Here is a 25,857-nt window from a genome sequence, read left to right as displayed (position 1 = left end):
GAGATTACTGACGCAGCCAGGGTTTGTCACTCCCTGCGCCCACGCTGCTCCGATCGGTTGAGCGCATGCGAAGATGGTTCCCCGCAAATATCATACTGCTTGTGATATTGTTATTCCTGCTTGTTACATTCCTCCTCCTATGCCATTCTGCCCTTTACAAATTGGGCGCGCGAACAGCCAGCGCGCCGGGGGCTCTACTTTCGACAGGATGGCGGCGTTCCGTTCGACCATCGATATGGGGAAATCTTGAATGGCACGCATCACGCTGAGGCAGCTGCTCGATCACGCTGCGGAGGAAGGCTACGGCGTTCCCGCTTTCAATATCAACAACATGGAGCAGGCACTCGCCATCATGGAGGCCGCGGACGCGTCTCGTGCACCGGTTATCATGCAGGCGTCGCGCGGAGCGCGCGCCTACGCCAACGACATCATGCTGAAGCACATGATGGATGCCGTCGTCGAGATCTATCCACATATTCCGGTCTGCGTTCATCTCGACCACGGCAACGATCCGTCGAGCTGCATGACGGCGATCCAGGCAGGCTTCACCTCGGTGATGATGGACGGTTCGCTGAAGGCGGATGCCAAGACACCGGCTGACTGGGCCTACAATGTCGGCGTCACCAAGATGGTGACGGACATGGCGCATTTCGGCGGCATCTCAGTCGAGGGCGAACTCGGCGTTCTCGGCTCGCTGGAAACCGGCATGGGCGAGGCCGAGGACGGCCACGGCGCCGAAGGCAAGCTGTCGCATGACCAGCTGCTGACAAACCCCGACGAGGCCGTAAAATTCGTGCGCGAAACCAAGGTCGATGCGCTGGCGATCGCCATGGGCACGTCCCATGGTGCCTACAAATTCACCCGCCAGCCGGACGGATCCGTGCTGGCGATGAGCGTCATCGAAGAGATCCACCGCAAACTGCCGAATACGCACCTCGTCATGCACGGCTCGTCGTCAGTCCCGATCGAACTGCAGGAGATCATCAACAAGTACGGCGGCCAGATGAAGCCGACATGGGGCGTGCCGGTCGAAGAAATCCAGCGCGGCATCAAGAACGGCGTGCGCAAAGTGAACATCGATACCGATGGCAGGATGGCGATGACCGGCCAGATCCGCCGAGTGCTGCAGGAAGATCCGAGCGAATTCGACCCGCGCAAATATTTTAAGCCGGCGATGGCTGCGCTCAGCAAGCTCTGCAAGGAGCGCTTCGAACAGTTCGGCACGGCCGGAATGGCAAGCCGGATTGCGCCGCTTCCTGTGTCGGAAATGGCCAAGCGCTACAAATCCGGTTCGCTCGATCCGGTCTTCTCTTGAGCTGCAGCCTATGCTGACGCGGGGTGCTGTGTCTGCTTAGGCCCGGCGGCAGGCATCCTGCTTGCGAGCGTCTGGCCATGGAAATTTTCAAGCTGGTTGACGACGTCCTCGATCTCGCCTGCAATGCGTTCGGCGTTCCAGCCGAGCGCAGCCCCGGCGACACCGGCGATTTCCCGCAAGCCTTCGAGCTTCAAGCGGCCTTCGATAGCAAGCGTCGTGCGCCGAAGGACGATATCTGAGAGGTGTACGACGAGTTCGTTTCGAGCAATCCAGTCGACTTCCTTGAAACTGTAGTGCCCCGCGCCCGTCAGCCGCTGTTCATCGGAATATGCCGACGAGAAAGAGAGCACGGCCGCAGCCGTCGTTCCGTAGCGGCCAAGCAGTTCGTCCACGCGCTCGACCGGCGCGTCGGTCCGCGCCGCGATTTCCTTGATCCAGACGCTTCGTTGCTGCACATCCATTGGGAAGGCCTTTCCGCCACCGATCGGCAGGTAGCGGGTCGACTGCTTGCGAACATGCTGCAGGCGCGCGAGAACGGAATCGGCAACTTCCTCGGCAAAACCGCGGAAAGTAGTCCACTTTCCGCCGACCAGCGAGATGATCGGAAACGGCCTGCCTTCTTCCGGCTCCTTCACCGGTGCGGAATGATTGCGACTGATCAGCCCCGGGGCGGTCGCGTCGGAGGCCGGCAGCGGACGGATGCCGCTATAACTGTAGACAATCTGATCACGATCGAAGCGAAGCGTCGGTAGCAGCGAGCGGACGCTATCGAGAAAATATTCGGTTTCCGGTTCCTCGCAGCGGACATTATCCGGGTCGTCGGCAGGGATATCAGTGGAACCGATGAGCGCCATCCCGAGATAGCTGTAGACGAGGCAGATGCGCCCATCATCGGCCTCGAAATAGATCATGTGGCCGTTCAGGCCGCGAACCAGCTCAGGATGATCCAGCAGAATGTGGGAACCCTTGGTACCGCCGATCATCCGAGAGGGAGCGCCGAGCGCCCCATTGACATGATCGATCCAGGGACCGGCGGCGTTCACCACCAGTTTGGGAGACACAGCAAATTCGCCGCCGTCCGGTTGCCTGAATGTCAGCCGCCCGCCGGAGACTGCCGCAAGCGTCGCGAAATTGGCGGCAAGGCTCTTCGTATTTGCCTCGAGCCCGTCCATGACGAGTTCGTAGACGAGCCGCTCAGGCCTGCTGATCTTGGCGTCGTAATAAATTCCGCCGGCGACGATTGCCGGGGTGAGGTCCGGCATTTCCTTGCGCGCCTTCTTTTTCAGGATCAGCCGATGGCGCGGCATGACCTGGTCGCGTGATCCAAAGAAATCGTAGAGCCTAAGCCCGATCTTGATGAGAACGGCCCCCCGGCTGCGTGGCGCAGTCTTGGAGCCAAGCAGCGTGCGCAGCGCTGCCCAAATACCCCGTGTCCAGGAGAATACCGGTATGAAAGTAGGCAATGGCTCGACGCAATGCGGAGCGTTCTTCAGCAGCAAATTGCGCTCCAACGTCGACTGGGCGACCAAGCCGAACTCGCCCGTCTCGAGATATTTCAGGCCGCCGTGAATAAGGCGCGATGGCGCAGCACTCGTCCCGGAGCCGAAATCGGCCTTGTCGACGATCACGCAATTGACGCCTTGCGTCGAAAGGTCGCGAAACAGTCCGGCACCATTGATGCCCGCTCCGATGATCAGGACGTCGATGTCGCCCTCTCCAAGGTTCGAGAAGCGTTGCTGCATGTCGGGAGTCATGATCTTGTCGTCCTAAATCGCCCACGCATCAGTGCCGGGGTTCTGCCTCGTCGGTTACCGATTGCTCCGGCGCAAGGCCGGCAATTTTCGGCCAAAGGGGCGTCATAGCGTCGGCGATCTGGCGGAAGACCCGGTAGCGTTTGTCGTAGTCCGCGCTGCGTGCCGCATCCGGCTGGCACGTCTTCGCGATGCGGGAGATGTCGCGCGGATCGCTCTGCGGATCAGCATAAACGCCAGCGCCCGATCCGGCGCAAAGAGCAGCACCCCAGGCGGCGGCCTCATCCGTTTCGGTCACGGTCACCGGTATGCCGAGCACATCGGCGAACATTTGAACGACCAGCGGATTGCGCGAGACACCCCCGGCAAGCCTTGCCTCTTCAAATTCAAAGCCGTCGCCAAGTGCATCGACATGGATGCGATGATTGAAAGCGATACCCTCAAGCACGGCCCGCAGCATGTCGCCGCGATCGTGCCAGCCGCCGAGGCCGAAGAAGCCGGCACTTGCCGAAGCACCATAGGGCGAGCCGAACAGGTAGGGATGGAAGAGCGCCGTCGATGGCCGATCGAAAGCCGCATCGATTTCCGGCGCGAGCAACGCGTGAATGGAGCTGCCTTGCGCCTCGCCCTTCGTCCGCTCGCCGGCGCACAGCTTGTCGAGAAACCAGTCGTAATTCGCGGTCGATGCCGGCGAGATCGACATGTTATTCCAGATGCCGGGCGCGATGCCGTTGCGGCAGAACCAACGCCGGTCGACCCGCGGTTCCGACGATAGCGTCTCATTGATCGAATAGGTACCGGCAATGACGGCGACGACGCCCTTGGCATAGCCGCCTGCCCCGAGCGCGGAGGCCGTGACGTCATGCAGCCCGGCAACGACCGGCGTTCCCTTGGCAAGGCCGGTCAGATGCGCCGCCTCACGTGTCACCCGCCCGATGATCTGATCGGAACGCGCGGCCGGCGGCAGAGCATGGACAAGTTTCTGCAGCCCAAAGAGCCTCAGGGCCTCCTGGCTGTATTCCTGTGTCTTCACATCGGTAAAGGAGGTACTTGCCTCCGTGCGATCCGTACCGACGATGCCTGTCAGGCAAAACCGCAGCCAGTCCTTGCAGCTCAGGAAATGACCAATGCGTTTGAACCGCTCGGGTTCCATGTCGCGGATCCAGGCAAGCAGTGTCGATGGTGCGGAGACATGCGGGATCTGACCCGTGAGCTCGATGGCTTGGTCGGCGACATCGCTTTCCATCCACCGATCGATGACGGCACCGGCCCGGCTGTCCAGGGACAGGATGGCCCGGCCCAAAGGTGTCCGTTCGTGGTCGAGCAGATAGATGCCATCCCCGTGGGCCGTTGCCGCGATGCCCTGGATGTCGCTTGCCGGCCGATTGCTGAGGGTGATCGCCTCCCGAATCGCGTCAACCGTCGCGCTCCACAATTCGTCCATGTCCCGTTCGATATGGCGGGCATTTGGGATAAACTGCGTGACGCGGCGCCGGGCGACTGCGAGCGGCGTGCCGTCAATATCGAAGATGACGGCCTTGGTGACCGTCAGGCCACTATCGATCCCGAGCAGACTCGGCATTCGCTTTTACCTCGCTATCAGCAACGGGCTTGTCCGGTCACGAGCGCCCTCCGGCGCCCTTGGCGATGACAACGTTGATATCTCTGGACCGCATGCGGTCGATGTGCACCGGCTGCGTCTTGTCGTCGACGATGACGACGTCGAACTCGTCCAGTGCCGCGAAACTGTGAAGCGCCCGCTGCTCGAACTTCGTGTGATCAGCAAGCAGGATGCGCTTGACGGAACAGTCGAACATGGCACGCTTGGTATCGACCGTCTCCGGGGATTGGTGCAGAACCGTGCCGTCGCTGATCGCCGACATGGAGATGAACGCGACATCGGCCCTGAGACCTCTGATCTCGTTTATGGTCATGCGACCCATGAAGGCGTTACACCAGTTGTAATACTGTCCACCGAGTGCGAGCAGCGTCACGTCGTGCATGCCCTTCAGCGCGTTCATGAGCGTCAGCGAATTGGTGATGGCCGTGACCGGTACCTTCGACGGCAGATGCGCCGCCATCTGTAATACCGTGGTCGAATCATCGAAAAAAATGGCCTGCCCCGGCTCAACGAACTGCATCGCCGCTTCGGCGATCAGCTTCTTCTCCGCCGACTGGCGGTTCGAGCGATAGACCTCGCTTGATTCTATGAGATTGGTGGCAGCCGCAGTGACGATGCCGCGCGTCTTCCTGAAGAGACCGCGGCTGACAAGTTCGTCCACGTCGCGATGAGCAGTCATCAGGCTGATCCCGAAACGGTCGGTGAGGTCTTCTATCCGCATCGAGCCTTCATTCATGACGGCCTCGGCAATCATGCGCCGGCGAGCGATCTGGCGCGTCTGGCGGCTGTCGCTCGTAAGCTGGTCCAACAGATCGTCGCCCTGGCTCGTCTTCTGTGTCACGGGTCACCCTTGTCGCTGAACTCTGGATCCCAGCTTCGTACAGTGATTGCCGCCCCAAGGCAAAAAGGCGACATGGAACGGGCGGTTGCGGCCCACAAGTTAGCGTTTCCGGCATCCGAAGAGCCGAGCAGCCTGTGCCGCCGTCGCTGAAAGGGGCGCCTTTTCGAGCGCCCCTTCGATGATTACTGCGACAAGACGAACGGACCCGTGTACTTATCCACATTGTCCTTGGTGATCAGCAGGCAATCGAAGAGCTGTTTCTCGCTCTTTGCACCGGTGTTGCCAGTCTTGATGATGCTGTCTGCCTGCTTCACCGCTTCTTCGGAGAACACGGCAACCGGCTGCAGGACGGTGTACTGGAGTTCACCTGCCTTGATGGCCGCAACAGCATCCGGAGAACCGTCAAAACCGCCGACCTTGATGTTGGCGAGCTTGCCGGCTTCCTTGAGAGCGGCGATGGCGCCCAGCGCCATTTCGTCGTTGCCAGAGATGACGCCGACGATGTCCGGGTTTGCCTGCAGCATGGACTGCATCTTGTTATGGCCCTGAGTACGGTCCCAGTTGGCGACTTCCTTGGCAGCCTTCTTCAGGTCCGGATACTGCGAAAGCACGGTCTCATAGCCGTTGGAGCGCGTCGCGGCATTGTTGTCCGACGGTGCGCCGAAGAGTTCGGCATAGTTGCCCTTGTCGCCGATAGCTTCGACCCACTGCTGGGCACCGAGTGCTGCACCCTGGGCGTTGTTGGAAACGAGCTGCGCCTTCGCCAGGCCTTCCTGGTTGATTTCCGCGTTGACGAGGATAACCGGAATGCCTGCGGCAACGGCCTTCTTCACCGCACCGACGGAACCGTCAGCATTCGCCGGATCAAGGATAATCGCAACCGACTTGTTGGTGATGGCTGTATCGATCAGGTTGCTTTCGGTGTTGGTGTCACCCTTGTGCGCGCTGACCGAGGCGGTATAGCCAAGCTTTTCGGCGGCGGCTTTGGCAACGTTGCCTTCTGTCAGCCAGTACGGGTTCGACGGGTCGTTGACGATGATCGTCATCATCCCGGCCGCCCAGGCCGAGCTTGCAAGAAGCGGCGCCACAGTCGCGGCGGCAAAAAGAATGCGCATGCCTTTTTTAAACATAGTCTCTCTCCCATTAGTGAGCTCAGTTATTGCCGGAGACCCGGCGGTGCTTTCCCCAATCGGCCTTCATGGAATCCAGCCTGCCGTCGCGGATAAGTTCAGTTGAAGCCGTCAGGACGATTTGACCCGGCGGCCGTATTGGATGCTGTTCATGAGGACGGCGAGAACGATCACCGCGCCGGTGAAGACGGTCTGCCAGTAGGCTGAGACGCCGATGATTACGAGGCCGTCAGAGAGGAAGCCGATGACGAAGGCCCCGAGCATGGTGCCGCGAACCGTACCGCGGCCGCCGGTCAGCGCTGCACCACCGATGACGACGGCTGCGATGGCCGTCAGTTCGTACGTGGTGCCGGCAGTCGGACCGGCGGAGGTCAGCTGCGACGACAGCACCAGGCCGGCGATCGCGGCACAGGCACCCGACAGCACATAGACGACGATCTTGACGCGCTTGACGGGAACGCCCGAAAGGTCGGCCGCACGTTCGTTACCACCCGAGGCATAGAGCCAACGGCCGAAGGCCGTGCGGCTCAGCACGATGCCGCAGACGATTGCCAGAACCGCAAGCACGATCACGCCGATCGGGATGCCTCCGAGCCGGTTGAAGCCGAGCCAATCGAACCCGGTATTGCCGAGCTCCGGGCGGCCGCCGAGATTGTTGTAGGTCAGGCCATTGGTCATCAATAGCGCAATTCCGCGGGCTACATAAAGCACACCCAGTGAAGCGACGAAGGCCGGCACCTTGAGGTAAGCGATCAGCACGCCGTTGACGGCACCCACCAAAGCACCAAGCGCACATGTGATGATGACGACGGCCCAGACCGGCGGATAGAGGATGACGCCGAAATAGTTGAGCGTGACGCCTTGCATCATGAAGCCGGCGATGCAGCCTGCGAGCCCCAGCGTCGAGCCCACCGACAGGTCGATGCCGCCGTTCAGGATCACCAGCAGCATGCCGATTGCCAAAATGCCAAAGATCGCGACGTGCGACGCCATGATCAGGAAGTTGTTCAGCGTAAAATAGTAGGGTGACAGGAACGAGAAGACTGCGATGATGACGATCAGCGCAAAGAATGCCCGGCCTTCCAGGATGAGACGCACGACGTTGGTATTGCGCTTCTGCCTGGTGGAAACTGACTTCTTCTCGACGATGTTTGTGACTGACATACTCAGCGCTCCATAGTTCCAGGCTAGTGCGCGACCACGGCTTCGCCGGAGGCTGCCATGATCTTTTCCTTGGTGACGTCCGAGCCAAACTCGGCCGATATCCTGCCGCGGTGCATAACGACGATGCGGTGCGCGATGCTCAGGCATTCATTGACTTCGGATGTCGAATAGATGACCGCCAGTCCCTGCTTGGCGCGCTCCGCGAGCAGCTTGAACACTTCGGCCTTGGCGCCGATATCGATCCCGCGGCTCGGCTCGTCGAGCAGGATCACCTTCGGCTGGGTTGCCAGCATCTTGCCGATGACGACCTTCTGCTGGTTGCCGCCGGACAGCGAACCGATCGCTGCCGCGCCGCCATCGGTCTTCACATGCACCCGGCGGATCGCATCGTTGACGAGATCGCGCTCCCGGTGGCCGGAGGTGAACAGCCCCTTCGTAAAGGCGCCGATGCTCGCAAGCGACAGATTGGATCCGACCGTCATCGTCTGGACCAGGCCATCGCGCTGGCGATCTTCGGGTACAAGGACGAGACCGCCGGCGATGCGTCCGGCGATGCTGAGCCCGCCGACGTCCTGTCCTTCGAGCAGAACCTTGCCGCCGTTCGAACGCAGGCGACCGGCAATGCATTCAAGGAGTTCGGTCCGCCCGGCCCCCATCAGCCCGTATATGCAGACGACCTCGCCGGTGCGCACCTGCAGCGATAGGCGGTCGACCGCATTATAGGCAGCGCCGAAAGGACCGGGAACACTCAGGTTTTCGATGGAAAGCGCCACTGCGCCGAACTGATGGCCTTGCGGTGGATTGCCAAGGTCAAAGTTATCGCCGACCATGTTGCGGACGATCCATTCGAGGTCGATATCCTTGCGCTCCGCATAGGCCGTCATGTTCCCGTCGCGCAGGACAACGGCGTGGTGGGTGATCTGCAGGGCCTCTTCCAGATGATGCGAGATGTAGACGATCGAGACGCCGCGGCTGGTTAGGTCGTGGATGACCTTGAAGAGCACTTCCACTTCGGTGGCGCTCAAAGCCGAAGTCGGTTCGTCCATGATGAGGATACGCGAATTGATAGAAAGGGCGCGCGCGATCTCGACGATCTGCTGCTGGCCGAGGCGGAGATCCTCGACACGCGTCAGCGGATCGATGTCTTCCTCGAGCTCTTCCATGAGCGCACGTGTCTGGCGCTCTTCCTCGGCGAAGTCGACAACCCCACCCTTGATGATCTCTCGACCCATGAAGATGTTGTCACGGACGCTGAGATTGGGTGCCAGGCTGAGCTCCTGGTGAATGATAGAAATCCCGCACCCGCGCGCATGGGTCGACGATGCAAAGCTGACAGGCGAGCCGTCGAGGATGATCTCGCCAGAACTCGGCTGCACGACCCCCGAAAGGATTTTCATCAAAGTCGACTTGCCCGCGCCGTTCTCTCCGAACAGAGTCGTGACCTGGCCGCGGTGGATGTCAAAGTTCACTCCTTTCAGGGCGTGAACATTGCCATAGGACTTGGCGATGTTGCGAGCGGCAAGAACGACCTCGCCCCGGCTTCCGGAGTTGCATAGCGGCTGGCTCATTTGACCTCGACCTTCACCGGCGTGACGAGCCAGTTCTTCGGGTTGATGAGCTTGAAGACACCCACCACGGTCGCCGTCTTTCCATCCAGCGTGTCAGGATCGAGGCCTGCAAAGACCGTCTTCTTCATCTCGTTGTTGATGGCCGAACCGGCATCCTGATACTGGATCTGGTTGGTAAACTGCCCGAATTCGATGGTTCCGGTCGCGTCACGGAGGTCCGTGCCATTGACCGCAGGACCGGTCTGGACACGGACCACCGTCTCGGGAGGCAACCCATCGACTTTTATCTCGCTAATGTTCGCCTTGCGGGCGCCGAAGACACCCGTCAGCGTAACCGGAATCACCGGTCCGGTGCTCGTCGCAGTGCCGTATTTTTCGGCGGCTGCCTTCTTGTCGGCAGCGATTGCGGCCGCAAGCTCGGCGACCGCAACGGCCCGATCCTCGACATTCGCCTTAATCTTCGGGAACTGGTCTGCGCCGAAAGTCTCCGCGGAAAATGCCTGTTGGCGGACATCGTCGGCGGAGCCGATCTTGACGACCGTGGTATCGAGCGCAATCGCTCCAACGACGATGACGGCAAGCGCTGCGCTTGCGATGAGTTTGAAATTGCCGCTGCTCGGCTTTGATGCTGCATAATCAGGCGGTGTACTCATGTCCGGACGGCCTTTGACTTGAATGGCGAGGAAAGAAGGGCGAGCGCGGCAGCAATCGCAGACCGGCGGACCCGTTGTGCCGCACCAGAGCAAAAAATCGGCGAATCACCGGCAGGACCGCAACCGTGGACAAAAATCCTCATTTGGAAGCCTCCTCAGCAAGACCGGCGACTGACTCCTCCAACCACCTGGACCTGCAGCTCTCGATCCGGAAGCGCACCTCCGTGATAGAACTATGTTATTTACGTCGCAAACGATGTTATAATTTTCGACACGTGTCAACGGCTACTTGGTGAGAACCTGAGCAAAAACGCGTGACTTCGCGTTCAGTTTTTCCCGCTGCAGCGCGGAATAATTGGAAGCAAACGCACAAACTTTCCTCTACGCTTCGTACCCGGCAGAGGCATATAACTCGCTGTACAGATTGCGTATTATTCAGATCCGGCGCAGCGGAGACTGGCGATGATGACGTTGCGGCCCATCACTTCGCAAGCGGCTTTCTACACTCTTATGCGATTTATTCTAGCTGAAAAAAATTTCAATGCCAGCAAAATCTTACTAGCCTTATGGTATCTTTATGTTATGTTCCGCAACGACCTGTCGGAGGTTCGGCCACATATTCCATCCAGGATTTTCAAAAGGCAGAGCAGCTTGCCGCAGGCCAGAAGGACCGAAGTAGTTGGCAGCCGGATGCCGAATCCCCAACGAATCTTGCCGATCGGGAGGACTTCAGATGAATTGGACGCGCGTAACAGCCGCCGAGGCGCTCGCAACAGAGGCGGGATGGTCCTGCGATGACATCGACTGAGAAGATCATCATCGGGATAGATGCCGGTACCTCCGTCATCAAGGCGGTGGCCTTTAATCTGTCCGGACGCCAGATCGCCACGGCCTCCGTACGCAACAGATACACGACGGGAGACGACGGCTCCGCAACGCAGTCGCTGGGTCAGACTTGGCTTGATTGCGCCAGCGCGTTACGTGGCCTCGGAGAAAAAGTACCCAATCTCGCATCACGCACCGCAGCCGTCGCGGTCACCGGCCAAGGCGACGGCACCTGGCTCGTCGGCCGCGGCAATACGCCGGTCGCTGATGCCTGGCTATGGCTCGATGCGCGCGCCGCACCGACCGTCACGTCGCTTGCCGGCGGAAATGAGAACCGTGCCCGCTTCGAGGCAACGGGCACCGGCCTCAACACTTGCCAGCAGGGTGCGCAACTCGCCCATATGGATCGCTTCACACCGGACCTTCTCGACCGAGCGGAGACGGCATTGCACTGCAAGGACTGGCTTTATCTCAACCTGACAACCGTGCGGGCGACCGATCCGTCCGAAGCGAGCTTTACCTTCGGCAACTTCCGGACCCGGCAATATGATGCGGTGGTGATCGATGCGCTCGGCCTGAGCCATAGACGGGCGCTTCTGCCTGAAATCATCGACGGCACCGAGATCAGTCACCCGCTGACGTCCGAGGCGGCGAGGGCCTGCGGACTTCTTGCCGGTACGCCGGTCTGCCTTGGTTATGTGGACATGGCGATGACGGCGCTCGGTGCAGGCGTGCGCAGCGGCGCTCGCAATGCCGCCTGCTCGACGATCGGCTCGACGGGCGTGCACATGCGTGCCAAGCCCGTTGCTGACGTTCAGCTCAATCATGAGGGAACGGGCTATGTGATCGCCCTGCCCATCCCCGGCATCGTCACCCAGGTCCAGACCAACATGGGCGCTACGATCAACATCGACTGGATCCTGGACGTCGCCGCCTACTTGATGGCCGAGGCGGGCAAGCCTGCTTCGCATGCAGACCTGATTGCGCGCATCGACGGCTGGTTTGCGGAAAGCCGGCCGGGTTCGGTGCTTTACCATCCCTACATCTCCGAAGCTGGGGAACGTGGGCCATTCGTCAACGCCAATGCGCGCGCGGGCTTCACGGGGCTTTCTACGCGCCACGGCTTCCCCGACCTGCTGCGCAGTGTGGTCGAAGGGTTGGGGCTTGCCACCCGCGATTGCTACGCGGCAATGGGCGCGATGCCCGAAGAGTTGCGGGTCACGGGCGGCGCAACACGCTCGCTCGCCCTTCGCCGTTCACTCTCGGCCGCCGTTAACGCACCGATCCGCCAGTCGCGCCGCGATGAGACGGGGGCCGCCGGCGTGGCGATGATGGCCGCAGTGGCCGTCGGCGTCTATTCCAGCATGGACGAATGCATTGCCGACTGGGTGACGCCGCTGCTCGGCGACGCGGAGATTCCGGATGTAAACGAGGCTGCCCGGTTCGACCGGCTATTTTCCGCCTACACCGATGTGCGCCAGGCAATGGCGCCTGCCTGGGGCAAGCTCGCCCGAGCCGCAACGACATCGCCGGTAGGCGAGTAAATCAAGTTTTGATGCAGCAGGCATCGAAGGAGCATGACATGACTGAACCCGACCTCCTGGATCTCTTCGTCATCGGCGGAGGCATCAATGGCGCGGGAATCGCACGCGATGCTGCGGGCCGCGGGCTGAAAGTCGCGCTGTGCGATAAGGACGATTTGGCACAGGGAACCTCGTCTCGTTCGGGCAAACTGGTGCATGGCGGTCTGCGTTATCTCGAATACTACGAATTCCGCCTGGTGCGCGAGGCGCTGATCGAGCGTGAAGTGTTGCTCAATGCCGCGCCGCATATCATCTGGCCGATGCGCTTCGTCCTGCCACACAGCCCGCAGGATCGTCCGGCGTGGCTCGTGCGGCTCGGCCTGTTCCTTTACGATCACCTTGGCGGCCGCAAAAAGTTGCCGGGGACACGCACGCTCAATCTGCTGCGCGATCCGGAGGGAACCCCGATCCTCGATCAATACACGCGCGGCTTCGAGTATTCCGATTGCTGGGTCGATGACGCCCGCCTCGTGATCCTGAATGCGGTCAGCGCGGCGGAAAAGGGCGCTACTATTCTCACTCGATCGGCAGCAATCTCGGCGCGTCGTGAGAGCGGCAGCTGGATCGTTACCACAAAAAACAGCCTCACCGGAGAGACGCGAACCTTCCGCGCAAAATGTCTCGTCAACTGCGCCGGCCCCTGGGTGATGGACATCATCAATCGTGTCACCGGCTCGAACTCCGGCCGCAACGTCCGTCTCGTGAAGGGTAGCCATATCATCGTGCCGAAGTTCTGGGCCGGCTCCAATGCCTATCTGGTCCAGAACCACGACAAGCGCGTCATTTTCATCAACCCCTATGAGGGCGACAAGGCGCTGATCGGGACGACCGATATCGCCTATGAAGGCCGCGCCGAGGATGTGTCCGCCGACGATGCGGAAATCGATTATCTGCTGAAGGCGGTCAATCGCTACTTCAAGGAGAAGCTACGCCGGGAGGATGTGCTGCATAGCTTCTCCGGCGTTCGTCCACTTTTCGACGACGGCAAGGGCAATCCGTCCGCCGTTACCCGCGACTATGTCTTCGATCTCGACGAGACGGGCGGCGCTCCTCTGCTCAACGTCTTCGGTGGTAAGATCACCACATTCCGAGAACTTGCCGAACGGGGCATGCAACGTCTCAGGCATATTTTTCCGAACATGGGCGGAGACTGGACGGAGAAGGCGCCGTTGCCCGGCGGCGAAATTCCGAATGCCGACTACGAGACCTTCGCCAATAGCCTGCGCGATGCCTATCCATGGATGCCGCGCAAGCTCGTGCATCACTACGGCCGTCTCTATGGCGCCCGCACGAAGAATGTGATTGCGGGTGCGACTGGCATCCAAGGGCTCGGGCGGCATTTCGGCGGGCAGCTTTATGAGGCCGAGGCCCGCTATCTCGTTGCGACGGAATGGGCCGCGACGGCCGAAGACATCCTCTACCGCCGCACCAAGCATTACCTGCATCTGAGCGAAGCGGAACGTGCAGCCTTTGACGAGTGGTTTGCTTCAATCCGCCTTGCCGCAGCTTGAAGGATATTGCCATGCCGCTGACCCTTTCGCTCAATACCAATCCACTTGTGAACCGCTTCGCAGACCCCGACGACCTCATCGAGACGGTCGCGCGAGACTTGAGGATCCGCGACCTCCAGCTGACCCACGAATTCATCAATCCGAGCTGGCAGGCGCCCGTGATCCGCCGTCTGGCGCGCACGATGAACGCCGCGCTGAAGCGCACGGGTGTGCGGATCACATCAGGCATGACGGGGCCCTATGGTCGCCTCAACCACTTCGGACATCCAGATGCCGATGTGCGCCGCTATTACATCGAATGGTTCAAGACTTTTGCCGACATCACCGCCGATCTCGGCGGCCACTCCGTCGGAACGCAGTTTGCAATCTTCACCTACAAGGACTTCGACGATCCGGTCAGACGCGAGGAACTGGTCAAGATCGCGATCGACTGCTGGGCCGAGATAGCCGACCACGCACGCGCCGCAGGCCTTTCCTGCATCTTCTGGGAACCGATGAGCATCGGTCGCGAGTTCGGAGAGACGATTGCCGCATGCCTGTCGCTGCAAAAGCGGCTGGCAGCCGCCGGATTGGCCATCCCGATGTGGATGATGGCGGATATCGATCATGGCGACATCACCTCCCCCAACCCCGACGACTACAACCCCTATGCCTGGGCACGGGCCGTCCCGCCGGTATCGCCGATCATCCACATCAAGCAGAGCCTGATGGACAAGGGCGGACACCGGCCCTTTACTGCAGAATTCAATGCTAAGGGCCGCATTCAGCCCGCGCCTCTGCTCCAGGCACTTGCCGAAGGTGGGGCGAAGGACAATGAAATTTGCCTGGAACTCTCCTTCAAGGAACGCGAGCCGAACGATCGTCAGGTCATCCCGCAGATCGCCGAAAGCGTCGCCTTCTGGGCGCCGCATATCGACACTGGCGTCGCCGACTTGAACATCTAAGGCGGGCATCTTTAAAAGGCAGCACTGCGATGCGGCGGAATCGCCGCCTGTGACATTCGAAAGGGAACCGTGATGACGGACGCCGATGATACGCTGGCCGTGCGTGCTGCCTGGCTTCACTATGCGGGCGGGCTAACGCAGTCCGACGTCGCCCGGCGCCTCGGCGTGCCATCGGTAAAGGCGCATCGCCTGATCGCGAGAGCGGTTGCCGATGGCGTCGTCAAAGTCACCATCGACGGGGATATCGTCGAATGCGTCGAGCTGGAGATGCGGCTTTCCGAACGGTTCGGGCTCCAATATTGCGAGGTCGCACCCGATCTCGGCGAGGAAGGCTTACCGCTTCGCGCTCTCGGCCATGCAGGCGCCGGCTATCTCAAGCGCGAGATCGAGCGCGGCGACAATACGGTCATCGGCCTTGGTCACGGCCGCACGCTTTCCGCCGCCGTCCAGTATATGCCGAGGGTGAACGCGAAGGGCCTGCGCTTCGTCTCGTTGCTTGGCGGCCTGACACGAAACTACGGCGCCAATCCCTATGACGTGATGCACCGTATCGCCGAAAAGACCGGTACCCATGCCTATGTCATGCCGGTTCCCTTCTTCGCCAATACCGGCGAGGACCGCGAAGTGTTGAAGGCGCAGCGTGCCGTCAAAGAAGTCTTCGATCTGGCCAACAACGCCGATCTGAAGCTCGTTGGCCTGGGGACTGTCGATGCAGAGGCGCAGCTTGTTTTGTCCGGTGTGGTTGAGCCCCGTGAAATGGAGGACATTGCCGCCGCAGGCGGTGTCGGCGAAATCCTCGGGCACTTTTTCGACGCCGACGGCCACATCCTTGAGACGACGCTAACAGCGCGCACGCTCTCCGCGTCATTCCCCAAAACCACGAGCGAGCGGCTTGTGGCGCTGGCGGGTGGACAGGCGAAGGTGCCGGCCATCCGGGCAATTCTCAACAGCCGCCGCCTTTTCGGGCTTATAACAGACGAGCGAACCGCGCAGGCACTGTTGGATTAGCATATCAAGACAACAAGTTTTCATCGCAAAATAACACAATTAGTGTTGATTATCACGAGATAATCGTTATTTTGTTATCAAACAAGGCGGAGACCGAGATGAGGAGGGAAGAGCGGCAGCAGTTGATCGTCAACCTGCTCGTCGAAAACAAGACCGTCGATCTCGACGATCTTGCCGATCGCTTCGCCGTGTCGAAGATGACGATCCATCGCGATCTCGACGATCTCGAGCAGGAAGGTGTCCTGCGCAAGGTTCGGGGGGGCGCGACCATCGATGCCGGAATGCAGTTCGAAAGCGACTTTCGCATTCGCGAGCGCCAGGGCACTGAGGCCAAGCTCGCAATGGCACAGACCGCGCTGGAACTGGTCGAGCCGGGAATGACCGTAATGGTAAACGATGGCTCAATGGCGGCCGTGCTCGGGGAAATGTTGCTGCAGAAGCGTCCGCTGACGTTGATCACCAACAACGCGGCGATCATGGAGCGACTGAAAGGCGAAAACGGCATCACGCTGATCGCGCTCGGGGGCATCTATTCGGCGAAGTTCAACGCCTATCTCGGCGTCGTCACCGAAGAGGCACTGTCGCGACTAAGGGCCGACATCGGCTTCATTTCCACGCCAGCCGTCAGCGGCAGGCTTGCCTACCACATGGACGACAACGTCGTGCGCGCCAAGCGGGCGATGATCGCGTCGTCGGCCAGGACCTGCCTCCTGGTCAACCACCAGCGCATTGGCCACACCGCACTGCATGTCATGGCGGATCTCGCCGACTTCGACGCCGTTATAACCGACATCGCACCGGATGCTGCTTTCCTGGCGGAATTCGAGCAGGCGGGCATTACGCTCACCATCGCATCAACGCAGGATCCGACATGACCGAAAAACCACGCTTCTGGATTGGCACCAGCTGGAAGATGAACAAGACGCTTGCGCAAGCTCAACATTTCGCGCGCGGCCTCGAAGCCGCGGATGCCGCGCGCGACCCGCGCATCCAGCGCTTCGTGATTCCGCCCTTCACGGCGGTACGCGAGGTCAAGGCAATGCTTGCCAAAACGTCCGTGAAGGTCGGCGCGCAGAACATGCACTGGGCCGACCAGGGAGCCTGGACGGGCGAAGTCTCGCCGGTGATGCTGAAGGACTGCGATCTCGATCTCGTCGAGCTCGGCCATTCAGAGCGGCGCGAACATTTTGGAGAGACCGACGAGACAGTTGGCCTGAAGACCGAAGCGGCCGTTCGCCACGGTCTCATTCCGTTGATCTGTATTGGCGAGACGCTCTCCGACCGTGAAAGCGGGAAGGCTGCCGAAATCCTAGCGGCCCAGGTGCGTGGTGCACTTTCGAAACTTTCGAGCGGCCAGAAGAGCGCCGAGATCCTGCTGGCATACGAGCCCGTCTGGGCGATCGGCGAAAACGGCATTCCGGCGACTGCGGATTACGCAGATGCCCGCCAGTCTGAAATAATCGCCGTTGCCGAAGCTGTGCTCGGCCGGAAGATCCCCTGCCTTTATGGCGGGTCAGTCAACCCACAGAACTGCGAAGAACTGATCGTGAGCCCGCATATCGACGGGCTCTTCATCGGCCGTTCGGCCTGGAATGTCGAAGGCTACCTCGACATCCTGACAAAATGCGCCGCCAAACTCTGAGGAGAAAGAACCATGAAGCTTGCCATTGCAGGAGACAGCGCCGGCGAAGGCCTCGCCAAAGTTCTGGCCGACCATCTAAAAGACCGCTTCGAAGTGCACGAAGTCTCGCACACCAGCGCCGGTGCCGATCCTTTCTACGCCAACCTCTCGGATCGCGTCGCCTCAGGCGTCATCGACGGCACCTACCACAAAGCGATCCTCGTTTGCGGCACCGGCATCGGTGTCTGCATCTCGGCCAACAAAGTTCCGGGCATCCGCGCCGCCCTGACGCACGACACCTATTCTGCCGAGCGCGCCGCGCTTTCCAATAATGCGCAGATTATCACGATGGGAGCCCGCGTCATCGGAACGGAGCTTGCAAAGTCGATCGCTGATGCGTTTCTTGCCCATACCTTCGACGAGAACGGTCGGTCTGCCGGTAATGTCAAAGCCATGGATGATCTCGACGCGAAGTACAAGGCCCGTTAATCCATGCAGACGATGGAGCCGGATCCGGAGATTGCCCAATGCCACGATCGTCAGAGCGGCACGGGTGCGCCATGGGCATGCTACGACGATCGGGAAGCCCCGCTTTCCACTTCCACATCCGCCTGACCGACGATCGTTGCAGACAATTTCAGAAGCAGCTCACAGGCCGCGTGGCCGGCGCGGCCGAAGAGGATGACATCAGCTCGTTTGCTCCCGGACTGCTCACGGCAGAGCCGGCTGGAGATTGCCAGCAGCTGTTGTCATGTCCGATCATATGTAAACGAGGTCAGCAGGGTCGTAACGAAATTACTCGCCCTTTCCTTAACCAGGACTTCCGTCCATTCATCTGTCCCCCGCAGCCTCAGGTCCGTGTAAATGCTGTCCACGGCTGCCTCTTCGATACGCTTGATATGCGTCTTGAATGAAGCCTCGCCGCCGCCGTGATACATGTCTCTGATAACCATGCGCAGAATTTCCTGGATAGCGATCTGCCAGGCCGTATTGATCGACTGAAGTTCCTTCGTATCCTGTGCCATTGAGGCTTCCTTTGGTGTGAGTGAACTGTCAGCATGCCTCTGGCCAATGCTGTTGGTGCCCCTTCAACCGCACAGGTGCATCTCCAGGGTGCTTCACGTTCAAGACAGGGCGATGCGGGGAAGTCTCAGCGAGGGCGATCTCCGAGCGCCGCCGATCAATTACGCTTGTTTTGCCTTGCGGTTGGCATACCTGCGATGCGAACCTTTTCGGCTCTCCCGGGTATGATTTTCGGCTAGCCCAGCAGCCAGTTGCTTCCATCTCAAGGCGGCTCCGCTCATCGAGCTTCAGTCGCGTGCGCTCGAGGCGTCGAGCATCCCGCGCCGCAGCAATCGTCGTGCGCTCGGCCTTGCCTTGCCACCCGATCGGGCTCGGCCACAGTCTTTGCGACACGATATGCGTCAAGCTGAGCTGACTTGGCCCCCGCAGCTTCGGCGCGCCGGTCTGAAAGCTCGTTATTTTTCATCCAAATGGGGGTGTGATAGCGGTCATCTGGCCTTGGCGCGTTTTGCAAGCAGGGCGGAGGTTGCCAACACGGGGTCATTGAGTTCCCTTGCAAGGCGCGCCTCACGAAGCCGTAAGGTCTTCGCCTCTCGGGACTTGGCAACGGAGTCGAGCTCTTCGACCGCCTTGTTCTTTGCGAAGAACTGCGTCTGGATACTGCCGAAGGCAATCTCCGCCTGTTGGCGAGATTTGCTGTAGGTCTCTGTCATCTTGGCTCCGATAGGGCAGGCTCGACGCGCGAGCGAAAGCAAAAAGGCCAGGCAAATCGCCTGGCCCCGAATTGATAACCTGCTTCCGGCAGTGCCAGTACATCCGTGGTCAAAGGAAAGCAGATATCGATTTAAGCGTTCTGAAGATTGCAGGCCGACATCTTGCCCGACTTGTTGTCGCGCTCGAGATCGAAACCAATCTTCTGGCCCTCGACGAGTTCGCGCATTCCGGCACGCTCGACGGCAGAGATGTGAACGAAGGCGTCAGCGCCGCCGTTGTCCGGCTGAATGAAGCCGAAGCCCTTGGTGGAATTGAACCATTTAACTGTGCCAGTGGTCATGATGAACCCTTTCATAGCAATATTGAAGAACCGCAGCGCCAAAGCGATGCGGACGGGATAGCGATTTTTGAAAGGAAGTTCGTTCAGGCCGCGGTGCCAATCGCGCGATAACCAAGCTAGCAAGCAAAATTCGACAATCAGACATATAACTGACCTAAGCCGCGCCGTCAACTATTAGTTTGTCGTTGATGTACGCGTCATCTTTTAGTTGTTCTCGCCACCCCTACACGTGATAGGGCGAGCTTCTCGGAGAACATCGTGCTGTGAACTGCCGAAGGACGTTCAGGAAGCAGGCCAGGGCTCAGGCAATCGTCGCAGATTCCGCAGCCGTCCGGGTCCATAAGCTGGCTTCGGCGGCAACACAGACAGATAAAGGAGCTCTGCGACGTCCCGCATCGTTGCGGCGGCAATATCTCGATTTCGTAACAGGAAGGTTCAACTGATGACGGGGCCATTTTTTTCACTCCTCTTACGCTCCCGCAATTGAGATAGGAACGGCAGTCCGCTCCTGCAAGCACCCAATGGAGCCGCACGAGCGGATGCCGGGCGGCGTAGTTCCTGCTAGTCTCGCGGTCAGGTCATGTGCCGGCGGGTGATGCCGGGATCGAGGCCGTCGCAGACGAGGGTGACGACGATCCGCGATCCGTCTGGACTATGCGGAGAGCGGCGGCATCGGTTCCCCGGGCGTGATCCCGCGGCGGTCACGAAGCGGCTGCCATAGTGCCGCGCCACCTCGATTTCGGTAAGACGTGAGCTGCCGACGCACCAGATGGCGCCCGATAAACTGAAGATCAATGTCGATCAGCGTCAATTGCTGGTCGATACGAGCAACCGCGACGGTCTCGTCAAGGCCGGCGATACCGTCGAACCATTCGAACTGATTAAGGTCGGCCGAGATTGGCGAGCGCCACAAGTTCGATTTTCCGAACGCCAGCGACACGGACAATAGGCTTGGTCACCGCTTCGGTATCATCTACACTCTCGACGAACCAGCGAAGCGGTCTTCGATCGCCAGTGGTTCTCCGATCGGCGAGGTGAACGGTGTACCGGCACTGGGAACTGCCGATGCAGGCGACCATTGTTGTCGATCAGATGTCAGACCCGGCCGGCTGGTCCGCACCGAGCCTGCCGATGTCATCGACGCTGTTCGCAAACTCAACCTACGGGAGGCCGCCTGACCGAGCAAACCAGATCCCAAAACAGACGAGAATCGAGAATAGAGTGACTCACGACCACAATCACGACGACGACCAGCACCATCATGCGCAAGACCATTGGCGCGAGAATGGTGTCAAAGTCATTCCCGGCAATTCGCTCGATCCGAATACGGCGCAGACACCTGGCATGAACCGCGCCACCGCCGTCAGCAAGGCGCGCGCCGGAGCGGAGAAGATCTGGGCCGGCACCGTGACGATCCATGCCAATGCCAAGACCGGCGCTCACCATCATGGCGATCTCGAAAGCATCATCTACGTGGTCAAGGGCAAAGCCCGGATGCGGTGGGGAGAGGAGCTTCAGTATACGGCTGAAGCTGGTCCTGGCGATTTCATCTACGTGCCGCCATTCGTTCCCCATCAAGAAATCAACGCCAGTCGGGACGAGACCCTGGAATGCGTCCTCGTCCGCTCGGGCCAGGAACCGGTGGTCGTCAACCTTGATATCGAACCGGTCGAAAAGCCGGAAGAGGTCCGCTGGATTGATCCAATCCACCGCGAGTGATTGATCGGTAACGCGCATGGACGGAATAATGTCAAGGAGTTTCGCTTTGTTCGGTCATCCGCGCGCTTAAGACGCATCTCCAAGCTGACGTCAGTCTGCTCAGTCGAATCCGGCGATTCACTTGCGATCCATGGTGCTTTCGTACCTGATTTTGGTCAGCAACTCTCTGATTCCATCGCAATTTAAGTCCAACACGTCTCTGCTTGCCTGCGAACAAGACCTGATGATCGGCAGGAATAGATATTGCTGGGTAGCCTGGGTCGGTAGCGCTCAAATCGTTGCTTGACGCGAGGGACCTGAGGAGTAGTTAGGTCCTCATGCAATAGCCCGTCATCGCTGCCAAGCCCCTCACGGCCCCCCTTTTTTTCTGAAGAGCCATCTATGTCTGAAAAAACTTCCCATCGCGGGCTCGTTGTGGTCGCGATCATGGCAAGCATGGCGATGATTGCCATCGAAGCAACGATCGTTTCGACGGCGATGCCGCAAATCGCCGCCCAGCTGGGGCAGATCAACCTCTATTCCTGGGTTTTCTCGTCATTCCTGCTGACGCAGACGGCGACAACCGTTGTATTCGGCAAGCTCGCGGATATTTATGGCCGCAAACCGATGATCCTCCTGGGTATCGGATTGTTCCTGTTCGCATCCGTGCTTGCCGGCTTCGCATGGTCGATGCCGTCGATGATTGCTTTTCGGCTGCTCCAGGGTATTGGTGCAGGATCGATTCAGCCCGTCGCCATGACGGTAGTTGCCGATCTTTTTCCCGGAAACCAGCGCGGCAAGGTCCAAGGCTACCTCGCAAGCGTGTGGGCGCTGTCTGCCGTCGTCGGCCCGCTCCTCGGCAGCCTGATCATTCACAATCTCCCATGGGCCTGGGTATTCTGGATCAACGTGCCGGTCGGACTTCTCGCCGCATTGGGGTTCATCCTGTTTTTGCACGAGGAGAAGCAGACCCGAGTGGTCTCTGTCGATGTGCTCGGCGCCGCACTTTTCGCCATTTCGATTTCCTCCCTGATGATTGCTTTGACGGAAATGGAAAGTGCCGTTTCCGGCCAAGCCATCGCTGCCCTCGTCGTCTTTTTCGTCACTCTGGCGGCTTTCATCTGGCAGGAGCGTCGTGCCGAGGCGCCCATGGTCGCTCCGGACCTGTGGCTGAAACGGCCGATAGCGTTCGCAAATCTGGCGGTCTTTTTCGCAAGTATGTCGATCATGGGTCTGACGACCTTCCTTCCGATGTACGTGCAGACGGTTCTCAACCGCTCGCCTCTCGTGGCAGGTTTCGCGTTGACCATGTTGCTGCTGGGTTGGCCCTGCGGTGCAACGATCGCATCCCGTCAGTTTGCCCGCTTCGGTTTGCGACCCATCATGATCGCCGGCAGCGTCTGCATTCCGGCGGGCACGTGCCTGCTGGTTCTGCTGACGCCCTCGAGTTCGGCTGTCCTGGCTGGCGCTGGTTCATTGGTGATGGGTTTCGGCATGGGATTGCTCAACATCTGTGCCTTGATCCTCACTCAGGAAAGCGTGAACTGGTCTGAGCGCGGCAGTGCTACCGCCTCGAACGTCTTCTCGCGCAACCTCGGTAGCACGCTCGGCGCAGCCGTGCTCGGTGCAGTACTGACATATGGCCTGGCGCACACCGCCAGCGGCCAGGCGATAACGCCGGAGCAACTGCGGGCGCTCTTGAATGGCACGGGTGCCGTCGTCGCTAGTGCAGAAGAGCTCCGGCTCGTCCTTCAGCATGCACTACATTCTACCTTCTTGGTCATGCTGATGACTGCCTTATTGATCGTTCCAGCCTGCCTGTTTGTTCCGCGACCCTTGGAACGTCGGGAAATGCAGCAAGAGACCTGAGGCAGCGATCTCCGGTCGATCACGATCCGAAAAGACGCCACCTGTGGCGAAGTTTCCGCCATCGCAGGAACGCCCGAATGACGATTGACGACGGGATCTTCTTATGGTCGCCAACAGTCCCGCGCTTCGTGACCGGTGCGTTCGAATCCAGAAGAAAGGCGACCAACTTGCTTGAAGCCTTCGCCTCTAATTCGGGGTTATCATCAGATGAAAGAAGCCCCTGCTCTCCTCCGGCAAAGGTCTGCGTATCGACGACCACGGAACCGCTGAAGACGTAAAAATAGAGGTCCCGGCCTTGCTTTTGCGGGAACTTCACCCGTGCGCCCGAATCCAGCCGCACGTCGAAGAAGTCGATCGCGTTACGGACATAAAATGGCGCCTCCTCCCCTTCCGGACCGACCAGGTGCCGCCAGGAGTTTGCCGCCGTCACCGGGATCGGTCCGTGCTGGATCTTCGGCTCGAGATCGGCCGCCCGAGGGCGAACAAATATCTGCAGCATCCGCAGAGGTGGATCGGATGCCATCGTCTCTTCGGAATGCCAAAAGCTTACTCCGGCATTCATCACCATGAGATGATCGCGATCGATCACCAGTCGGCCACCGGCCTTGTCGTTGTGACGCATGACGCCTTCGGGCACCCAGGAAATGATTTCGTCGTTCTTATGCTCGTGCATCTCGATCAGGCGACCAGGATCGAGGATGGATTCAACGACCATGGCGAGAGGGCCTTGGCCATGATCGGTCGGCTTCGGATTCAGCCACCCCGGCATGTTGAGGTGCGCGACGAAACCTCCCGTTTCCCGTACCACGAACGTCCGTTCGCCCTTGCGCAGCATCGCATCCTCCATGCCTGTAAGGCAGTGACGGCACAGGTCCACTAGCTATCCACCAAAGGAGGTCGATGTCTACGATCCATGGGGACCTCTGCGAGTCCTTCAGCAAACTTTCGGAGGGTTGGCGCGTTAACATCGCGCATTGCGACGGACAGGGAACGCCGATGACCAAAGAATTTCGATTTGATGTACTTGCCAAAGGCGGCTATGCGGCGCGCGGCGTGGTCTTTCTCCTTGTGGCAGGGCTCGCCCTCTTCTCCGGCGTGGAGGGGGGCCGACCAGAAACGAAGTCCGCGCTTTCAACGCTCCTTGGCCAGCCGCTCGGCCGCGTCTGGGTCGGATTGATTGGCCTCGGTCTGCTAGGATTTGTTGCCTGGAGGTTGGCCCAGTCCCTAGCGGATAGCGACGGCCACGGGAGGGACGGAACGGCTTTGGCGATCCGGGCCGCGCTCCTCGGCAGCGCCATCACCTATCTCGGGCTAGCCGGATACGCACTTGGGAATGCCTTGTTCCTGGGAGGAGGTAGCGAGGGTTCCGGTGAGAAGGGTCTGGCAGGATGGATTATGTCGCAGCCGTTCGGTTCCTACTTTGCGATCGCCGTTGGGGCTGGCTTGGTCATCGGCGGGATCGTGACGGCTGTGAAGGGCATCACCAGGAAGTTCGAGCGCTACGTTCAGATACCTGATAGCAAGCGTATCGTGACATTGGTATGCATCTACGGTCTCGTCGCTCGCGGCGTAGTGTTTGTGGTTACCGGCGTACTTTTCGCATATGCAGGTTTCCGAGTGGATCCGGGACAAGCCGGAAGCATGGGTGATGCCCTGGAATGGCTCCTCCAGCTTCCGTTAGGATCCTTCCTCTACATCGCCGTCGCCTTTGGGTTGGCAGCTTTCGGAATATACAATCTTGTGGAGGCACGGTACCGCGTCATTTCTGGTCTATCGTTAGCGGACGCTAAGCGTTCGATCTCGATTGCGGGCTCCTGATAGTACTTTCCCGGAGGTCGGCTCCCATAGCTTTGTCCATAGTTATTCTTCCTTGCCGCAGTCGGAGTGTGTTTCGGCATAGCGTTTGACCCCACCGTATGAATTGGACATTGACCCCGACAGCCCGCTTAAATCTGCAATCGAACAAATGAGATATCCTACCTCCGCCAGGGTCAATGTTCTGGGCCGAAAGGGGTCAAACTTCTGGGAAAGTTCACAAGCAAGCATGTGACGAAGAGGAGCATACGGCTGCAGGAATCTAGGAAGATTTCATCGAGATGGAGAGTGGCGGTCGACCCGGCGCGGGCGAGAGAACGTTTTAAGGAGGCCTGTACGGGCGCACCTATGTCGGATGCAAGTGCGCCAAGCTTCACAGCGCTATACCGTTCCGGCGCCCTGCTTATAACTGAGACCTCTTGCCGCGATATGTCTTTGGTGGCGGCAGAGCTTCGTGTGCTTGCGCCAGCGTCTCCAACCAAGCTGCCAGACCCTCTGGAATTTCCTCGTTTCCCGCTTCAAGCGCCTCGATCCATGACAACTCGCATTGAAGCGCGGACGCAATGTTGATCGGCGTCCAACGGATGTGCAGAAGGCATTCGGAAAATCGTTCGGGTGTCATGGTTGCGGACATTTTCTGGCAAGTGATTCCGGTTTGCGCACAGTCGCACAAAGGTTGTCGGAGTCAATCGCGCATCATCTAAGAGCGAAGTTACCTCACGCGACGCAGATTGCCCTTGTTTCACGCAACCCCTAATCCAAACCGGAACTCAATGCCCCTCACCGGCTTCAGCTCGAAGGCCCGGTTCGGCGGACCTTCGGTCCATTCGGCGCCGCGGAACGGGAACTCGTGGCTGCCAGCC

The 25,857-nt window shown here is 59.7% G+C and carries 24 protein-coding genes and 2 pseudogenes; 11 read left to right on the top strand and 15 right to left on the bottom strand.

Translation table 11 applies throughout. The features are described 5' to 3' along the window. The first annotated feature begins 250 nt into the window (after positions 1–250). Complete coding sequence (gene fba / locus QA644_RS23165) at positions 251–1,315, top strand: class II fructose-bisphosphate aldolase (RefSeq protein WP_283073498.1); 1,065 nt, start codon at positions 251–253, stop codon at positions 1,313–1,315. Between the two features lie 8 nt (positions 1,316–1,323). Here fba and QA644_RS23160 read toward each other — a convergent pair whose 3' ends face one another. The 7 genes from QA644_RS23160 to QA644_RS23130 form a co-directional block, all read right to left on the bottom strand. After that, entirely contained in the window at positions 1,324–3,069 is a 1,746-nt protein-coding gene (locus QA644_RS23160; RefSeq protein WP_283073497.1) for a glycerol-3-phosphate dehydrogenase/oxidase, read from the bottom strand. A gap of 28 nt (positions 3,070–3,097) precedes the next feature. Beyond that, complete coding sequence (locus tag QA644_RS23155) at positions 3,098–4,648, bottom strand: FGGY-family carbohydrate kinase (RefSeq protein ID WP_283073496.1); 1,551 nt, start codon at positions 4,646–4,648, stop codon at positions 3,098–3,100. Between the two features lie 37 nt (positions 4,649–4,685). After that, entirely contained in the window at positions 4,686–5,528 is an 843-nt protein-coding gene (locus tag QA644_RS23150) for a DeoR/GlpR family DNA-binding transcription regulator (protein WP_074071390.1), read from the bottom strand. Between the two features lie 182 nt (positions 5,529–5,710). Continuing rightward, entirely contained in the window at positions 5,711–6,658 is a 948-nt protein-coding gene (locus QA644_RS23145) for a D-ribose ABC transporter substrate-binding protein (protein ID WP_074071389.1), read from the bottom strand. Between the two features lie 111 nt (positions 6,659–6,769). After that, positions 6,770–7,822 carry an ABC transporter permease gene (locus tag QA644_RS23140; RefSeq protein ID WP_283073495.1) on the bottom strand — a complete coding sequence of 351 codons (1,053 nt, stop codon included), beginning with the start codon at positions 7,820–7,822 and terminating at the stop codon, positions 6,770–6,772. Positions 7,823–7,845: 23 nt separating this feature from the next. Then, positions 7,846–9,390: a sugar ABC transporter ATP-binding protein gene (locus tag QA644_RS23135; RefSeq protein ID WP_283073494.1), complete on the bottom strand. Its 1,545-nt coding sequence runs from the start codon at positions 9,388–9,390 to the stop codon at positions 7,846–7,848. Then, on the bottom strand, positions 9,387–10,043 hold the full coding sequence (locus tag QA644_RS23130; protein ID WP_283073493.1) for a DUF2291 family protein: 657 nt from the start codon (positions 10,041–10,043) through the stop codon (positions 9,387–9,389). The genes QA644_RS23135 and QA644_RS23130 overlap by 4 nt, the downstream gene beginning before the upstream one ends. A gap of 794 nt (positions 10,044–10,837) precedes the next feature. Here QA644_RS23130 and QA644_RS23125 point away from each other — a divergent pair. From QA644_RS23125 to QA644_RS23095, 7 genes are all read left to right on the top strand, one after another. Further along, entirely contained in the window at positions 10,838–12,412 is a 1,575-nt protein-coding gene (locus QA644_RS23125) for an FGGY-family carbohydrate kinase (RefSeq protein ID WP_283073492.1), read from the top strand. A gap of 38 nt (positions 12,413–12,450) precedes the next feature. Further along, complete coding sequence (locus QA644_RS23120) at positions 12,451–13,962, top strand: glycerol-3-phosphate dehydrogenase (protein WP_283073491.1); 1,512 nt, start codon at positions 12,451–12,453, stop codon at positions 13,960–13,962. An 11-nt stretch (positions 13,963–13,973) separates the two neighbouring features. Continuing rightward, a complete protein-coding gene (locus QA644_RS23115; protein WP_074071384.1) occupies positions 13,974–14,906 on the top strand; it encodes a TIM barrel protein in 933 nt (310 codons plus the stop codon). A 72-nt stretch (positions 14,907–14,978) separates the two neighbouring features. Further along, positions 14,979–15,914, top strand: a complete 936-nt coding sequence (locus tag QA644_RS23110) for a sugar-binding transcriptional regulator (protein WP_283073490.1) — start codon at positions 14,979–14,981, stop codon at positions 15,912–15,914. A 98-nt stretch (positions 15,915–16,012) separates the two neighbouring features. Beyond that, positions 16,013–16,789 carry a DeoR/GlpR family DNA-binding transcription regulator gene (locus QA644_RS23105; RefSeq protein ID WP_194731561.1) on the top strand — a complete coding sequence of 259 codons (777 nt, stop codon included), beginning with the start codon at positions 16,013–16,015 and terminating at the stop codon, positions 16,787–16,789. Then, positions 16,786–17,556, top strand: coding sequence for a triose-phosphate isomerase (locus QA644_RS23100; RefSeq protein WP_283073489.1), 771 nt, complete (start codon positions 16,786–16,788; stop codon positions 17,554–17,556). The genes QA644_RS23105 and QA644_RS23100 overlap by 4 nt, the downstream gene beginning before the upstream one ends. 12 nt (positions 17,557–17,568) lie before the next feature. Beyond that, the gene (locus QA644_RS23095) at positions 17,569–18,024 is read left to right on the top strand and encodes an RpiB/LacA/LacB family sugar-phosphate isomerase (protein WP_194731563.1); all 456 of its coding nucleotides are present in this window, start codon (positions 17,569–17,571) and stop codon (positions 18,022–18,024) included. A gap of 260 nt (positions 18,025–18,284) precedes the next feature. Here QA644_RS23095 and QA644_RS23090 read toward each other — a convergent pair whose 3' ends face one another. From QA644_RS23090 to QA644_RS23070, 5 genes and pseudogenes are all read right to left on the bottom strand, one after another. Then, the gene (locus QA644_RS23090) at positions 18,285–18,560 is read right to left on the bottom strand and encodes a hypothetical protein (protein ID WP_283073488.1); all 276 of its coding nucleotides are present in this window, start codon (positions 18,558–18,560) and stop codon (positions 18,285–18,287) included. A gap of 274 nt (positions 18,561–18,834) precedes the next feature. Further along, a pseudogene (locus QA644_RS23085) lies at positions 18,835–19,024 on the bottom strand (DUF6481 family protein); the annotation flags it as partial. 22 nt (positions 19,025–19,046) lie between these two features. Beyond that, positions 19,047–19,271: a hypothetical protein gene (locus tag QA644_RS23080; protein WP_074071378.1), complete on the bottom strand. Its 225-nt coding sequence runs from the start codon at positions 19,269–19,271 to the stop codon at positions 19,047–19,049. 131 nt (positions 19,272–19,402) lie between these two features. Then, the gene (locus QA644_RS23075; RefSeq protein ID WP_003588915.1) at positions 19,403–19,612 is read right to left on the bottom strand and encodes a cold-shock protein; all 210 of its coding nucleotides are present in this window, start codon (positions 19,610–19,612) and stop codon (positions 19,403–19,405) included. Between the two features lie 652 nt (positions 19,613–20,264). Then, on the bottom strand, positions 20,265–20,525 hold the full coding sequence (locus tag QA644_RS23070) for a hypothetical protein (RefSeq protein WP_283073487.1): 261 nt from the start codon (positions 20,523–20,525) through the stop codon (positions 20,265–20,267). Between the two features lie 308 nt (positions 20,526–20,833). Between QA644_RS23070 and QA644_RS23065 the strand changes: the two genes are divergently transcribed. Together QA644_RS23065 and QA644_RS23060 are read left to right on the top strand one after the other, a co-directional pair. Beyond that, positions 20,834–21,331 (top strand): cupin domain-containing protein, encoded by a 498-nt coding sequence (locus tag QA644_RS23065; RefSeq protein ID WP_022714004.1) that lies wholly within the window; start codon positions 20,834–20,836, stop codon positions 21,329–21,331. Positions 21,332–21,712: 381 nt separating this feature from the next. After that, positions 21,713–23,179 carry an MDR family MFS transporter gene (locus QA644_RS23060; RefSeq protein WP_283073486.1) on the top strand — a complete coding sequence of 489 codons (1,467 nt, stop codon included), beginning with the start codon at positions 21,713–21,715 and terminating at the stop codon, positions 23,177–23,179. A gap of 19 nt (positions 23,180–23,198) precedes the next feature. Here QA644_RS23060 and QA644_RS23055 read toward each other — a convergent pair whose 3' ends face one another. Next, on the bottom strand, positions 23,199–24,014 hold the full coding sequence (locus QA644_RS23055) for a pirin family protein (protein WP_283073485.1): 816 nt from the start codon (positions 24,012–24,014) through the stop codon (positions 23,199–23,201). 161 nt (positions 24,015–24,175) lie between these two features. On the opposite strand from QA644_RS23055, the gene QA644_RS23050 reads away from it, so the two are divergent. Beyond that, positions 24,176–24,997: a DUF1206 domain-containing protein gene (locus tag QA644_RS23050; RefSeq protein WP_283073484.1), complete on the top strand. Its 822-nt coding sequence runs from the start codon at positions 24,176–24,178 to the stop codon at positions 24,995–24,997. A 400-nt stretch (positions 24,998–25,397) separates the two neighbouring features. Here QA644_RS23050 and QA644_RS23045 read toward each other — a convergent pair whose 3' ends face one another. Both QA644_RS23045 and QA644_RS23040 read right to left on the bottom strand, forming a co-directional pair. Continuing rightward, on the bottom strand, positions 25,398–25,616 hold the full coding sequence (locus QA644_RS23045; RefSeq protein WP_074073006.1) for a hypothetical protein: 219 nt from the start codon (positions 25,614–25,616) through the stop codon (positions 25,398–25,400). Between the two features lie 123 nt (positions 25,617–25,739). After that, a pseudogene (locus tag QA644_RS23040) lies at positions 25,740–25,823 on the bottom strand (transcriptional regulator); the annotation flags it as partial. Positions 25,824–25,857: the final 34 nt, after the last annotated feature.

The sequence above is a fragment of the Rhizobium sp. CC1099 genome (assembly GCF_029714385.1).
Taxonomy (GTDB): Bacteria; Pseudomonadota; Alphaproteobacteria; order Rhizobiales; family Rhizobiaceae; genus Rhizobium.
Note: the sequence above shows the minus strand (reverse complement) of the source record. Positions and strands in the feature narration are given on the sequence as shown.